Below are 12,901 nucleotides of genomic sequence, written 5' to 3'. Positions count from 1 at the left end.
TCTCCTCATTTGATGCTTTTATTCAAACACCGGATCATCCTCATAGTAATAAGAATCCGTATCTTCATACGTATCGGTGCTTTCATAAGCGGCAATGCCGATAATCACCAGTATGAAAATGACCATAACGATCCCGATCAGGCCCGAAATAATACTGGATGCAGCGTAGAACAACTGCATTTTTATAAACTTTCCGTAATTCTCAAGCATGCTTTCACCAGCGCTGCCGGCAAGATTTCCTTCGGCTTCTGCGGCTGCTTTTGCTGAACGCATCAGAAAGACACCCGAAATAATGAGCAGCACGCCCGGAATCGCGCCGATCACTGTCATCAAAGCAGACAGAGTGACCAGCGATCCCATAATGATCAGTAAAATGCCTGACATTTTGCCCCACTTGGCAATGTCTGATAGCGACTTGACAGCAGCGGCGCTCAGCTGGCGGCTCTCACTTTCCTCAGCCGCAATCTCCTGTTCAACGGCATCATGTCCTTCATTATGATTTTCAATCTCGTTTTCATCTTTATCCAGACTAATCATGATAGCTCTCTCCCTAGAATTTTTAAATCGTATCTTTTGCCGTCCATTTCGGCGATGCCGGGGAACAATCCCCATTCTGCAAACCCATGCTTTTCAAACAGCTTCAGGCTTGGTTTATTATGTCCGAAAATGAAGGCCATAAGTGAGCGGATGCCAAGTTCCGGCGCAATGCGAAGCGCTTCCTGGAGCAAATACGATCCGGCGCCTTTGCCGCGGCATGCTTCGTCAATGTATATGCTGACCTCCGCTGTTTTATTATAGGCGGGCCTTCCGTAAAATGTTTCAAAGCTGATCCAGGCGGCAATGTTCCCGCTTCCGTCTTCGGCAACATAGAGCGGCCGTGACTCTGTATGACCCATAAACCACTCCATCCGGTCTTCAAGTGTTACCGGTTCAGTATCGGCTGTTACCATTCGTGAAGCAATCGTTGAATTATAAATCGCAACAACAGCCTCCAGATCTTTATGTTCAGCAAGACGCAATGTCATGTTCATACGTATTTGGCACTCCTCTCAAAAAAATCACATATTTTCGTATCAGCCTGCGCAAACTACATTTAAAAAAAGTTTTTTTGTATAGGTGTATATATTTTCAGAAAAGTGTTCAGAATGTTGCTGAGGTGATGAAACAATGAGAGAGGAAGAAAAGAAAACTTCTCAAGTCAAAAAACTTCAGCAGTTTTTTCGTAAACGCTGGGTGTTCCCTGCAATTTACTTAGTCAGTGCGGCCGTCATTTTAACAGCTGTCCTTTGGTATCAATCTGTATCAAATGATGATGTAAAGGATCAGTTGGCTGATAACGGCGGAAACTCCGCATATGACAACAACGACGATGCAGTTGAAGTAGGAAAGTCAATGGAAAATGTCGCTATGCCGGTTGTTGATTCTGAAAACGTATCTGTTGTGAAAAAGTTCTATGAAACCGATGCCGCAAAAGAAGAGAAAGAAGCAGCACTCGTTACCTATAATAACACGTACAGCCTAAGCAAAGGAATTGACTTAGCTGAGAAAGCCGGAAAAGATTTCGATGTTTCTGCTTCTCTGAGCGGTACGGTTGTCAAAGCTGAAAAAGATCCAGTGCTGGGATACGTGATTGAAGTTGAACATGCAGACGGCTTATCAACTGTGTATCAATCTCTTTCTGAAGTAAGTGTTGAGCAAGGTGACAAGGTAAAACAAAACCAAGTGATTGGAAAGTCTGGCAAGAACCTTTACAGTGAAGACAGCGGAAACCACGTGCATTTTGAAATCCGTAAAGACGGAGTCGCAATGAACCCGCTGAACTTTATGGACAAGCCGGTTTCTTCTATTGAAAAAGCAGCAGCAGCTGAAGAAAAAGCTGCCACTGAAGAAACAGAAGAATCCATTCAGCAATCTTCCGAGAAAAAGGACGGATCAACTGATAAAGGAACAGAAGAAAAATCCGGTGAAAAAACGGATGATTCAACTGACAAATCTGGTTCTAAAGAAAGCAGCACAACAGAAGACACTGAGCAGTCTTAATGAAGAAAACGTCTATCCGTGTGATGGGCGTTTTTTTCTGTTACTTTTTGCTATGTTTCACCGTCTATGTCGTTACACATTGACACGTACGCTATAAAGGAGGTTATGTCATGAACCGTCTATTACTCGGAGGCTGGACCCTTTTTATTCTGCTTTCTGTCTGTACGGAAAGCTTCAGCGGCATGGTCGGATCGCAAACGGTAGCTTTTCATTTTCAGCCGCATCCCGATCTGTCTCAATTCTTAGTGATGGATTTTGCTGAGCTTGCTGTACCTGAAGCGTTTATTCAAAAAATTGGGCACGCGTTTTCCTTCTTTGTGCTGACCTATTTGCTGTGGAAACAGCGGGGCAGCATAAAAGCAGCTGCAGCCGGCACTTTCGCGTTTGCGTTTTTCACAGAAGTTCTTCAGCTCTTCTTCAGCAGGAACGGATGTATTCGGGATGTGCTCATTGATACTGTTGGAATTGTATTGTTTTATGGTTTATATGTGTTGGCGAAGCGGAGAAAACATGAGATGTATGAAAAATATTAAAGCCGGCTGTCTTGGATTCAGACGCCGGCTTTTATCGTGTTTAGAAATTTTGATCGGTTGGTTTTTTCGTCAGCTTATTAATGAGGGCTTCATAGATTCTTACAATCAAATCGACGAATGGGCGAAGCAGATCTGAAAACCTAAAGAATAGGAACCCGATAATGATAGAGACAACGAGGCTGCCCAATACATCTGCCGGATAGTGATGCCCTACCCAAATTCTCGAAAAGCCTGTCAAAAGCCCGAAAATGACAAGCGGCCAGCCGATTTTGCGGTTTCTGAAAAGCATCGCAATAGAAATCGCTAACGCGCCTGTCGTGTGGTCACTCGGAAATGATGCATCCGCATCATGCGGAATCAGCGTATGCACTGTGTGTGCGACGAACGGGCGCGGTTCGAAATGAACTTGCGAAATCAAATAGTTGATGATAAGACCCGCAATTCCTGTAAGGCCTGCGTAAAGCACATTTTTTCTGCTTTGCGTGTTCCCGAACACCCAGATTGTCAGCAGGATAAGGGCGTAAGCGACAATGGCATATTCCGTTATGAAGACCATAATGGAATCGAGAACCGAATTGTGATGAGATAGTCCATGGATGGCTTTAAATAGTTCGTAATTCAAATAATCACCTTTTGCATTTTTAATAGTAGACTCATTATACTCGTAAAAAGTTTCAAATCAAAAAAAGTTTGCCGGAAAGCGTGATGCTTGAAGAGAATTCGAAGGGGAGACAGTCTTTCTGGGGGGATTCTATGTGCAAAAAAAGAGATCCGGAATTCCGAATCTCTTCACAACGATTACAGTGCTTCAGGTCCTTCCTCGCCGGTGCGGATGTTGATCGTATTGCTGATTTCATAGACAAATATTTTTCCGTCGCCGGGTGATCCCGTTTTCAGAACCCTTTTAGCGATCTCAGTCACTTGATCAACAGGAACCTTGCTGACCACGATCTCAATTTTTAAACGCTCATATACATTGCTTTCTATTTTGACCCCTCGATAGAGCTCCGTATGTGCTTTTTGAAGGCCGCAGCCGTGAACATTGGAGAAGGTCAGAGAGGTTACTCCAATTTTTCCGAGTTCCTGTTTCAGCTTTTCAAAATTTGCCGGACGCGTTACAATTTCTACCTTGAACATTTGACCGCTCATAGCGTCACTCCTCACATAGTATCTTGATATGCTTTTTCCCCGTGCATCGTTAAGTCAAGCCCAAGTGACTCTTCTTCTTCGGTTGCGCGAAGGGGAAGGAAGAGGCCTACAATTTTAATAATAACGAAAGTGATAATGAATACAAAAACATAAGTGGCGGCGATGGCTACAATTTGTTTCCAGATTAAGCTGGCATCACCGTAGAATAATCCGTCCGCACCCGCCGAGTTAACAGAGGTAGTCGCGAATAATCCTGTTGCGATTCCGCCCCATGTGCCTCCGATGCCATGCAGCCCAAAGGCGTCGAGTGCATCATCATATCCGAATTTCTTTTTGAGCGAGAAAACCCCCCAGAAACAAACCGCACCGCCTATGATGCCGATAATAATAGAAGCGAACGGGGTGACAAATCCAGCTGCTGGTGTAATCGCCACAAGCCCGGCGATTGCGCCGGATACCGCTCCGAGCATCGTCGGTTTTTTGTTAATGATCCATTCTACTAAGATCCAGCCGGCAATCCCGGCTGCCGCTGCAGTGTTTGTGTTGATGAAGGCGTACATGGCCACCCCATCTAAGGTCAGGGCGCTGCCGACGTTAAAACCGAACCAGCCGAACCAAATCAAAGCCCCGCCTAAGAAGGTGTAAATGAGATTGTGCGGAGAAGGCGCTGTGCCTTCTTTCCGTTTTCCGAGCACAATAGCGAGAACAAGGCCTGCCACACCGGAGGAAATATGAACAACGTTGCCGCCGGCGAAATCGAGCGCGCCAAGCTGGCCGATCCAGCCGCCGCCCCATACCCAGTGCGCAACCGGCGTGTAAACTAAGGAAACCCATAAAACAGAGAATAAAAGAAAAGCGCTGAATCGCATCCGCTCTGCGAAAGCGCCGGAAATAATGGCTGTTGTCAGAACAGCGAACGTCATTTGGAACATCATAAATAATGAATGGGGAATGGTATCACTGTAATCTCCCGGATCAAATCCAACCCCTTTCAGACCGGCCCACTCCAGTCCGCCAATGATTGAATTGCCTGGTGCGAAGGCGAGTGTATATCCGAACAGCACCCAAACGATGGAAACGATGGCAATGGAAGAGAAACTGTGCATAGCAGTGCTCAGCACATTTTTGCTTTTTACCATTCCTCCATAAAATAACGCTAATCCCGGGGTCATCAGCCACACGAGTAAAGCGCAAAAGAACATAAAAACTGTATCGCCCATTTGCATGTCTCATTCCTCCGTATTTTTCAGAATAAAAGAATTATTATATTTCCTCATTATAGAGAAAAAAGAATGATAAAACATTTTCATGTAAGATTTCCTTACATGGTTTTTTAGGGAATGTTATCGAGGGTGTAAAGAATGGGAAATGGCATTTTTTAAGATTATAAGACTTTGTATCTATAAAAGATGCTGTCTATATGAGCGGAAAAGGGAATTGACAATAATTAGAATGTTTTATAGTGTATTAAGTGTACTAACTTAATTAATACACTAAGAGGAGGGTTCGTTATGAACAAAGGCGGCAGGCTCAGGAGAGCGATAAGTAAATCGATTCCAGCGACGTTCCGATTGTTTTTAGCCTTTAATTTTTTCGTATACGGCCTGGCGAAAGTAGTGATCGGCCAGTTTGGTGAGGTAACGCCTGGAATCGAGGCAGCTGCTGGGAAAGGATTTACTATTGCGTGGACATTTTTCGGGTATTCTCATGTTTATGAACTGTTCATAGGTTTCGGTGAAATCATTGCAGCTGTTTTATTGCTGATCCCGCGAACAGCTGCATTAGGGGCGGTTGTATTTATGCCGATTATTATGAACATCGTCTTGATTAACTATTGTTTTGACATTGGCGTGCAGGATCTTAGCACGATATTAATGGTGATGTGTCTCGTCCTGCTTTGGGTGGACCGCAGTAAATTCATGGGCATTTTCAGGCAGGAACCGTTAAACGGCGGGCAGGTGATGAAGCGATGACACCCTTTATGATGACAGTGCTTGCCGGTCTGTTCGTATGCACGACCTGCTACTTTTACATAAAAGAAAAATCATGAGAAATCGCTCCTTCTGGGTATTTCACAAGCATCTTATTGGGCATGTATATGTTCCCCGAAAGATCAGAAAACAGGGATAGGAATCAAAACGATTATCCGGCAGCTCGACATTCTGGGAATTTGGGTATAGGCTGCAGACTTGGAAGTGTCGCGCTTCAAGCGGCAATGCTGGAAACAAGTCCTTCCAACATGGCGGGGGCGACTTCAGGGTGTTTCAAACCAGAGGTTATTTAGAGTCGATTTTGTATTCGGTGATCCTTGGTCTTCTTTTTTGGAAAAGAAATTATGGCAGCCCATTTTGATAGGATGGGCATCATCATGATCATTGCGAGCGGAGCGAGCCTGTTTATAGCTGGGGGATTTGCGCCATGAATGAAAACTGCATCGTGAGAAAAGAGACAGGCGCTGGGTCTGTCTCTTTTTCTTGTTTAAGCTGTTCAAATAAAAAAAGGAAAATTGTATATCATAGCCAATGTTATTGTCTGACTTTTCAGTTATATTATGTGACATCGAATGTTAGAAAACTGCACATGTAACGAAAAACAGACAATATTGAAAGGGGAGCCGGCTATGACATTAAAAGAGAGCCAGCATCAATCCAACAGACTGAGCAATGAAGATCTGCTGCCTTTAGGACAGGAAAAACGAACGTGGAAAGCATTGAACTTTGCCTCCATTTGGATGGGATGTATACATAATATACCGACCTACGCGACGGTGGGCGGATTAATTGCGATCGGCCTCTCGCCTTGGCAGGTGCTGGCAATCATTATTACGGCATCGCTTATCTTGTTTGGCGCTTTGGCTTTAAACGGTCATGCGGGGACAAAATATGGGCTGCCGTTTCCGGTGATCATCCGGGCTTCTTACGGAATATACGGCGCGAATATTCCGGCGCTTCTAAGGGCGTTTACAGCGATCATGTGGCTCGGCATTCAGACCTTTGCTGGAAGCACGGCGCTGAACATTTTGCTTTTAAATATGTGGCCGGGCTGGGGAGAAATTGGCGGCGAGTGGAACCTTCTCGGCATTCACTTGTCTGGTTTGCTTTCATTTGTATTCTTTTGGGCCATTCATTTACTCGTATTGCATCACGGCATGGAATCGATTAAACGCTTTGAGGTATGGGCTGGTCCTTTAGTGTATCTGGTATTTGGCGGCATGGTATGGTGGGCCGTTGATATTGCCGGAGGATTGGGGCCGATCTATTCCCAGCCGGGAAAGTTCCATACGTTTTCAGAAACGTTCTGGCCGTTTGCTGCCGGAGTTACCGGCATCATCGGCATCTGGGCGACATTGATCTTAAATATACCTGATTTCACACGATTTGCTGAAACGCAAAAAGAGCAAATCAAAGGGCAATTTTACGGTTTGCCGGGAACCTTCGCGCTGTTTGCGTTTGCCAGTATTACAGTGACCTCCGGTTCGCAGGTTGCTTTCGGTGAGCCGATTTGGGACGTTGTCGATATTTTGGCGAGGTTTGATAACCCTTATGTCATCGTATTGTCCGTGATTACGCTGTGCATTGCCACGATCTCTGTAAACGTCGCCGCGAACATCGTATCACCCGCTTATGATATAGCGAATGCCCTGCCGAAATATATTAATTTCAAACGCGGCAGTTTTATCACTGCGTTGCTCGCTTTATTCACGGTTCCGTGGAAGCTGATGGAGAGTGCGACAAGCGTATATGCGTTTCTGGGCTTAATAGGCGGCATGCTTGGTCCGGTGGCAGGCGTGATGATGGCTGATTACTTTATCATTCGCAAACGGGAGCTCTCGGTAGATGACCTGTATTCTGAAACAGGGCGTTATGTGTATTTTAAAGGCTACAATTACCGTGCGTTTGCAGCCACGATTTTGGGCGCGATGATCTCACTGATTGGTATGTATGTTCCTGCGTTGAAGAGCTTATACGACATTTCCTGGTTTGTAGGTGTGCTGATTTCATTTCTTTTCTATATTGTTCTGATGCGTGTTCACCCGCCGGCTTCGTCGACGATTGAGACGTTTGAATCTGGGCAGGTTCGTCGGGCTGAATAAGATCTATTTCACGGTATATTTTCATATTTTTGAAATGGTTTTCCATAAATAGAACATTTATAATTGTTTTAGAAATCTATCCTAAAACGAAATGGGAATCGAATATGAGAAAATTGTACTTTCTTCTGTTGGCAGGTGTTTTAACGTCTGTTATCCTCGCTTTCGTTTTTGATAAGACAAAAGCGAATGAGGAAGGGTCTGGAGATTACCTATATGTTTCGCCAAATGGCAGTGATCAAAATGAAGGGACAAAAGACAAGCCGTTTCGTACACTGGCACATGCTTCAGAGGAGGCTGCCGCCGGCACAACCGTGATGATTCGGGGAGGCACGTATCATGAAACCCTTGAGGTAAAGCACAGCGGTACAGACGGAAAACCGATCACGTTCCGAAACTATGAAAATGAAAAAGTCGTGATCAGCGGAGAATCCATTGCGGACGCAGAATATGAAACACCGCTCATTCATATTCACGATAAACACGACATTGCCATCAGCGGTTTAACGATTCAAGATCTTTCTGTTTCATCTGAGGAAGCAACTGCTATGGGGATTTATGTATCGGGCTCCAGCAGTCATATTGCGATTCAGAACAATCATGTCCGGGACATTAAGACAACAGCGGATGAAGGAAATGCCCACGGAATCGCAGTCTATGGGACTGGCAGCATGAAAGACATTCAAATCGAGGACAATACTGTAGAGAATCTGACGCTTGGAGCGAGTGAAGCGGTTGTGCTGAACGGAAATATTGACGGCTTCACCGTTGCGGGCAATGTGGTCCGCAACAATAACAACATCGGGATCGACCTTATCGGGTATGAGGGAACCGCGGCGAAAAACGATTACGTGCGAAACGGAGTCGTAGAAAACAATACGGTTTATCAAAACTCAACTTACGGAAATCCTGCTTATGGAGATGATTACTCAGCGGGCGGGATATATGTCGATGGAGGGCACAGTATCAAGATTAAGAAAAACACAGTTTACAATAATGATATTGGGATTGAAGCAACGTCTGAACACAAAGGGAAATACGCAACCGCTATTCAGATAACAGACAACAAAGTGTACAACAATGCGTACACCGGTATTTCAGTCGGAGGGTATGACAAAAAGCGGGGCGGCACCAGCAATTCTCTGATTGCCCGCAACATTATGTACCGGAATGACACTAAGGGGCTGTATGGCGGCCAGCTGCTGCTGCAGCACGACACAAAAAACAACACAATCGAAAAGAATATATTGACGGCCAGCGATTCAAGGTTATTTATTGGAAACGATTTTACGGCAAATGAAGGCAATACGGTCAATCATAACGTGTACCATAAGGAAACGGATCAAGACGGTATATGGATGTGGAAAAAGAATGAATACGATTCGTTTGCAGCGTATCGAAAAGCGACAAATAACGATCAGCAATCCATTTATGCCGATCCGATGTATCGTGATGAAGAGTCCTATGACTTTACGTTAGATCCTGATTCACCTGCGCGGCCGGTCATTGAATAACATACAATCATCGGCGTCCTCTGCCATTCAACGGAGCAGGACGCCGATTTTTATATGCAAAAAAAGACTGCCGGGTTTTTCGGCAGTCTGAGAGTTATTCCGCAATAGACACTTTCCCTTCAGCCTCAGCAGGTTTCTGGCTCCACGCGTAGAGAAGCAAAGCAATCAGAACGAACAGCCCCGCTGATAAATAAATGGCAGAGAAGCCAGCAGACGCTACAAACAATCCGAACACATACGAACCTACAGCAATTCCGCTGTCAAAGAAGGTAAAGAACGTTGCCGTCGCAAAACCAGAGCGGTGAGCCGGAGATTTCTGGATCGCCAATGTTTGCATGCAAGGAACAATTGAACCGTATCCGAGACCGATAACCGCTCCTGAAAGCAGAAGCATCATGCCGCTATGTGTAAAGGACAGCATGCAGAGCCCTACTGAGAAAATCATGATTGATGGATAAATGACAATGCCCGGTCCGACTTTGTCGAACAATTTCCCTGTGAACGGGCGTGCAATCATCATTGTCACCGCGAAGCAAACAAAGAAATATCCGCTGACATTCGAAAGATCAACTGATTTGGCGAATACAGACAAATACGCTGTGACAGTTGAATAACAGAAAGAAATAAATAAACCGACCGTCGCGATCTTAAGTGCGCCTTTTTCGAACATATCCGAGAAGGAAAAACGGAATACAGTCGTGCCGCTGTCTTGGTTTTGAGGCACCTTTATCAAGAACGAAACAAGCAAGCCTGCAACCATAAACAGCGCAAAGGCTGTAAAGAATACAGAAAAGTTTACGACCTTCATCAAGTTCAGCCCAAGGAAAGGCCCGATTGCCATGGCGAGGTTCATAGACATGGCAAAGTATCCAAGCCCTTCACCGCGGCGTTTGGCCGGGATAATGTCGGCTGCAATTGCACCTGTAACAGTCGTTAAAATGCTGAACCAAATCCCTTGGAAGAAGCGCAATCCGAGCAGCAGGTAAAAGTTATGAATCGGCATATACAGAAAAGACGAAAGGGCGAATAACGCCATAGAGACGATCGCCATTCTTTTCTTCCCGAAACGCTCAACAATGGCTCCGGAGAAAGGCCGTGTAATGATCGCAGACAGAAGGAACAGGCTGATTAAAAGCCCGCCCTGTGATTCTGTGCCGCCAAGCTCTTGAATCGTATAAATCGGCAGGACAGTTAAAAATGTATAAAAGAACACAAACACAAATAAATTGACAAGCAGGACCATAATAAAATCCTTGGTCCATATCGCATCCGCTTTTTTCAAATGTATGTCACTTCCTTATTTTCATTGTTGTAAAAACATGCGAAATAAATGAGAAAAAGCTTCCTTTTCTTCATCTGGGAAATCCGCAAGCAGCTCTTCCTCGAATTTCAGCATTTTCACATTGATTTCTTCGTATTTTTTCTCAGCTTCTTTTGTGAGGACAACAAGTTTCTCCCGTTTGTCTTCACCTTGCCGTCTCTGTACCCAGCCGTTTTCTTCCAGCCGTTTGATCGTCCGCGTCACAGTCGGCGCTTCCACATTTAAATAGGACCAAATCTCTTTTTGAGTCATTGGTCCGATCGTACGCAAACAATATAAAACTGACCATTGAGAGGAATAAAGGCCGAATGGCTCCAGCTGTTCATTGGCTTTCTTGGCAATCAGGCGGGCGCTTTGGTTGATTTGATGAATGAGGTGTCTGTTGACGTAGGTCATTTCGGTCTCCTTCTAAAAAACTTACCTAAGTAACTAATCGCTTATTTAATTCTACAGGAGCGGTGAAGGGATGTAAAGATAAAAATGTAGTGACACGAAATAGTTTGCTGAAGCTGAAAAAGTTTGTTTCACCCCTTGTCCTTATTGAGTTTTTAGCATATTCCCAAAAGAATGCTAATACACTGTTACAAACCTAACAAAGAGAGTGTTTGAGGTGAGGGATCGTGGGCATATTTCACAAACTTACTTTTAAAACCATACAACGAAGAAGCGGCATACTGAACGACTCTTTACAGAATACGGATCTCATTTCACACTTCTCACATCCATTTTAGGGAGGTCGAGTGGTGTGCACGATTACATCAAAGAGCGAACAATCAAGATAGGAAAGTACATCGTGGAGACAAAGAAAACCGTTCGTGTCATTGCGAAGGAATTTGGTGTTTCCAAAAGTACAGTACACAAGGATTTAACAGAGCGTCTGCCTGAAATTAATCCTGACTTGGCAAACGAAGTGAAAGAAATACTCGATTATCATAAATCCATCAGGCATTTAAGAGGAGGAGAAGCGACAAAACTGAAATATAAAAAAGACGATATTCTCGAAGGAGAACCTGTTCAGCAATCGTAATCACTTGCTGTCATCACCCAGCAGTGTCTTCCCTGAAATCGTTCATAAAACATCCGCAAAAATTTGTAAAGAACTTAATGTGCTTCCAACTTTTTTTCTATATTTTATGATAATATATATAATTAGGGCACAATGTGGATATTTACTGTGAAACAGATTTTCAAGGAGGATATAAATAGATGTTTGCAAGGGATATTGGTATTGACCTCGGTACTGCAAATGTACTGATCCATGTTAAAGGTAAAGGAATTGTTTTGAATGAACCTTCCGTAGTTGCACTTGATAAAAACAGCGGCAAAGTGCTGGCGGTTGGCGAAGAGGCAAGACGAATGGTTGGACGTACACCTGGGAATATTGTTGCGATTCGCCCGCTGAAAGACGGAGTTATCGCTGATTTTGAAGTAACAGAAGCAATGCTCAAGCATTTTATTAACAAGCTGAATGTAAAAGGCCTGTTCTCAAAACCGCGCATGCTCATTTGCTGCCCGACGAATATCACATCCGTTGAGCAGAAAGCAATCAAAGAAGCTGCAGAAAAAAGCGGCGGTAAACATGTGTACCTTGAAGAAGAACCTAAAGTTGCCGCTATCGGCGCGGGTATGGAAATATTCCAGCCAAGCGGTAACATGGTTGTAGACATCGGAGGCGGGACGACGGATATCGCTGTTATTTCAATGGGCGATATTGTCACCTCCTCTTCTATTAAAATGGCTGGGGACAAGTTTGACATGGAAATCTTAAATTACATCAAACGCGAGTACAAGCTGCTGATCGGCGAACGTACTGCGGAAGATATTAAGGTTAAAGTCGCAACGGTTTTCCCAGACGCACGTCACGAGGAAATTTCCATTCGCGGGCGGGACATGGTTTCCGGTCTTCCAAGAACAATTACAGTAAACAGTAAAGAAGTTGAAGAAGCCCTTCGTGAATCTGTCGCTGTTATTGTGCAGGCTGCGAAACAAGTGCTTGAAAGAACACCGCCTGAACTTTCCGCTGATATTATTGACCGCGGTGTTATCATTACCGGCGGAGGCGCGCTCTTAAACGGCCTTGACCAGCTGCTTGCAGAAGAGCTGAAGGTACCGGTCCTCGTCGCTGAAAATCCTATGGATTGCGTAGCCATCGGCACAGGTGTCATGCTTGATAATATGGACAAGCTTCCTAAACGCAAACTAAGCTGATTTCACAAACCTCATTCTGAAAAAGAATGAGGTTTTTTTTATGGAA

At 44.5% G+C, this 12,901-nt stretch carries 15 protein-coding genes and 1 pseudogene; 9 read left to right on the top strand and 7 right to left on the bottom strand.

The window, feature by feature from the left end; translation table 11 throughout:
* Window positions 1–18: 18 nt before the first annotated feature.
* Both ACY3LV_RS00490 and ACY3LV_RS00485 read right to left on the bottom strand, forming a co-directional pair.
* Entirely contained in the window at window positions 19–537 is a 519-nt protein-coding gene (locus ACY3LV_RS00490; RefSeq protein ID WP_148962540.1) for a DUF5362 family protein, read from the bottom strand.
* A complete protein-coding gene (locus tag ACY3LV_RS00485) occupies window positions 534–1,025 on the bottom strand; it encodes an N-acetyltransferase family protein (protein ID WP_464863346.1) in 492 nt (163 codons plus the stop codon). The genes ACY3LV_RS00490 and ACY3LV_RS00485 overlap by 4 nt, the downstream gene beginning before the upstream one ends.
* A 142-nt stretch (window positions 1,026–1,167) precedes the next feature.
* Here ACY3LV_RS00485 and spoIIQ point away from each other — a divergent pair, with 142 nt between their 5' ends.
* Window positions 1,168–2,040, top strand: a complete 873-nt coding sequence (gene spoIIQ, locus ACY3LV_RS00480; protein WP_148962541.1) for a stage II sporulation protein spoIIQ — start codon at window positions 1,168–1,170, stop codon at window positions 2,038–2,040.
* 110 nt (window positions 2,041–2,150) lie between these two features.
* Entirely contained in the window at window positions 2,151–2,573 is a 423-nt protein-coding gene (locus tag ACY3LV_RS00475) for a VanZ family protein (RefSeq protein WP_464863177.1), read from the top strand.
* Between the two features lie 40 nt (window positions 2,574–2,613).
* Here the strand turns inward: ACY3LV_RS00475 and ACY3LV_RS00470 are convergent, their stop codons facing one another.
* The 3 genes from ACY3LV_RS00470 to amtB all read right to left on the bottom strand — a co-directional run bounded on the left by ACY3LV_RS00470 (window position 2,614) and on the right by amtB (window position 4,948).
* Window positions 2,614–3,195, bottom strand: a complete 582-nt coding sequence (locus tag ACY3LV_RS00470) for an undecaprenyl-diphosphatase (RefSeq protein ID WP_464863176.1) — start codon at window positions 3,193–3,195, stop codon at window positions 2,614–2,616.
* 176 nt (window positions 3,196–3,371) lie between these two features.
* Window positions 3,372–3,722 (bottom strand): P-II family nitrogen regulator, encoded by a 351-nt coding sequence (locus tag ACY3LV_RS00465; protein WP_014665678.1) that lies wholly within the window; start codon window positions 3,720–3,722, stop codon window positions 3,372–3,374.
* Window positions 3,723–3,733: 11 nt separating this feature from the next.
* A complete protein-coding gene (gene amtB, locus ACY3LV_RS00460; protein WP_464863175.1) occupies window positions 3,734–4,948 on the bottom strand; it encodes an ammonium transporter AmtB in 1,215 nt (404 codons plus the stop codon).
* A 285-nt stretch (window positions 4,949–5,233) separates the two neighbouring features.
* Here amtB and ACY3LV_RS00455 point away from each other — a divergent pair, with 285 nt between their 5' ends.
* From ACY3LV_RS00455 to ACY3LV_RS00440, 4 genes and pseudogenes are all read left to right on the top strand, one after another.
* A complete protein-coding gene (locus ACY3LV_RS00455; protein ID WP_148962545.1) occupies window positions 5,234–5,695 on the top strand; it encodes a hypothetical protein in 462 nt (153 codons plus the stop codon).
* Window positions 5,696–5,892: 197 nt separating this feature from the next.
* Window positions 5,893–6,144: pseudogene (locus tag ACY3LV_RS00450) on the top strand (MFS transporter); the annotation flags it as partial.
* A 198-nt stretch (window positions 6,145–6,342) separates the two neighbouring features.
* Window positions 6,343–7,815, top strand: coding sequence for an allantoin permease (gene pucI / locus ACY3LV_RS00445; RefSeq protein ID WP_464863174.1), 1,473 nt, complete (start codon window positions 6,343–6,345; stop codon window positions 7,813–7,815).
* Window positions 7,816–7,919: 104 nt separating this feature from the next.
* Window positions 7,920–9,326, top strand: a complete 1,407-nt coding sequence (locus ACY3LV_RS00440) for a right-handed parallel beta-helix repeat-containing protein (protein WP_464863173.1) — start codon at window positions 7,920–7,922, stop codon at window positions 9,324–9,326.
* Window positions 9,327–9,420: 94 nt separating this feature from the next.
* On the opposite strand, the gene ACY3LV_RS00435 is transcribed toward ACY3LV_RS00440, so the two are convergent.
* Complete coding sequence (locus ACY3LV_RS00435) at window positions 9,421–10,608, bottom strand: MFS transporter (protein ID WP_148962548.1); 1,188 nt, start codon at window positions 10,606–10,608, stop codon at window positions 9,421–9,423.
* Between the two features lie 21 nt (window positions 10,609–10,629).
* Entirely contained in the window at window positions 10,630–11,043 is a 414-nt protein-coding gene (locus ACY3LV_RS00430; protein WP_333517987.1) for a MarR family winged helix-turn-helix transcriptional regulator, read from the bottom strand.
* 224 nt (window positions 11,044–11,267) lie between these two features.
* Here ACY3LV_RS00430 and ACY3LV_RS00425 point away from each other — a divergent pair, with 224 nt between their 5' ends.
* The 3 genes from ACY3LV_RS00425 (at window position 11,268) to mbl (ending at window position 12,855) form a co-directional block, all read left to right on the top strand.
* The gene (locus ACY3LV_RS00425) at window positions 11,268–11,378 is read left to right on the top strand and encodes a protein usd (RefSeq protein ID WP_087992655.1); all 111 of its coding nucleotides are present in this window, start codon (window positions 11,268–11,270) and stop codon (window positions 11,376–11,378) included.
* A gap of 14 nt (window positions 11,379–11,392) precedes the next feature.
* Window positions 11,393–11,674 carry a sporulation transcriptional regulator SpoIIID gene (spoIIID, locus tag ACY3LV_RS00420; RefSeq protein ID WP_019715977.1) on the top strand — a complete coding sequence of 94 codons (282 nt, stop codon included), beginning with the start codon at window positions 11,393–11,395 and terminating at the stop codon, window positions 11,672–11,674.
* A 179-nt stretch (window positions 11,675–11,853) separates the two neighbouring features.
* Window positions 11,854–12,855, top strand: a complete 1,002-nt coding sequence (gene mbl, locus ACY3LV_RS00415; RefSeq protein ID WP_003221803.1) for a cell shape-determining protein Mbl — start codon at window positions 11,854–11,856, stop codon at window positions 12,853–12,855.
* The last annotated feature ends 46 nt before the right edge of the window (window positions 12,856–12,901 follow it).

The sequence above is a fragment of the Bacillus sp. 11C genome (genome assembly GCF_055486375.1).
Note: the sequence above shows the minus strand (reverse complement) of the source record. Positions and strands in the feature narration are given on the sequence as shown.

Coding starts and splice junctions, on each gene's coding strand:
- ACY3LV_RS00490 (WP_148962540.1), bottom strand. CDS start 537: ATGATTAGTCTGGATAAAGATGAAAACGAGATTGAAAATCATAATGAA.
- ACY3LV_RS00485 (WP_464863346.1), bottom strand. CDS start 1,025: ATGACATTGCGTCTTGCTGAACATAAAGATCTGGAGGCTGTTGTTGCG.
- spoIIQ (WP_148962541.1), top strand. CDS start 1,168: ATGAGAGAGGAAGAAAAGAAAACTTCTCAAGTCAAAAAACTTCAGCAG.
- ACY3LV_RS00475 (WP_464863177.1), top strand. CDS start 2,151: ATGAACCGTCTATTACTCGGAGGCTGGACCCTTTTTATTCTGCTTTCT.
- ACY3LV_RS00465 (WP_014665678.1), bottom strand. CDS start 3,722: ATGAGCGGTCAAATGTTCAAGGTAGAAATTGTAACGCGTCCGGCAAAT.
- amtB (WP_464863175.1), bottom strand. CDS start 4,948: ATGCAAATGGGCGATACAGTTTTTATGTTCTTTTGCGCTTTACTCGTG.
- ACY3LV_RS00455 (WP_148962545.1), top strand. CDS start 5,234: ATGAACAAAGGCGGCAGGCTCAGGAGAGCGATAAGTAAATCGATTCCA.
- pucI (WP_464863174.1), top strand. CDS start 6,343: ATGACATTAAAAGAGAGCCAGCATCAATCCAACAGACTGAGCAATGAA.
- ACY3LV_RS00440 (WP_464863173.1), top strand. CDS start 7,920: ATGAGAAAATTGTACTTTCTTCTGTTGGCAGGTGTTTTAACGTCTGTT.
- ACY3LV_RS00430 (WP_333517987.1), bottom strand. CDS start 11,043: ATGACCTACGTCAACAGACACCTCATTCATCAAATCAACCAAAGCGCC.
- mbl (WP_003221803.1), top strand. CDS start 11,854: ATGTTTGCAAGGGATATTGGTATTGACCTCGGTACTGCAAATGTACTG.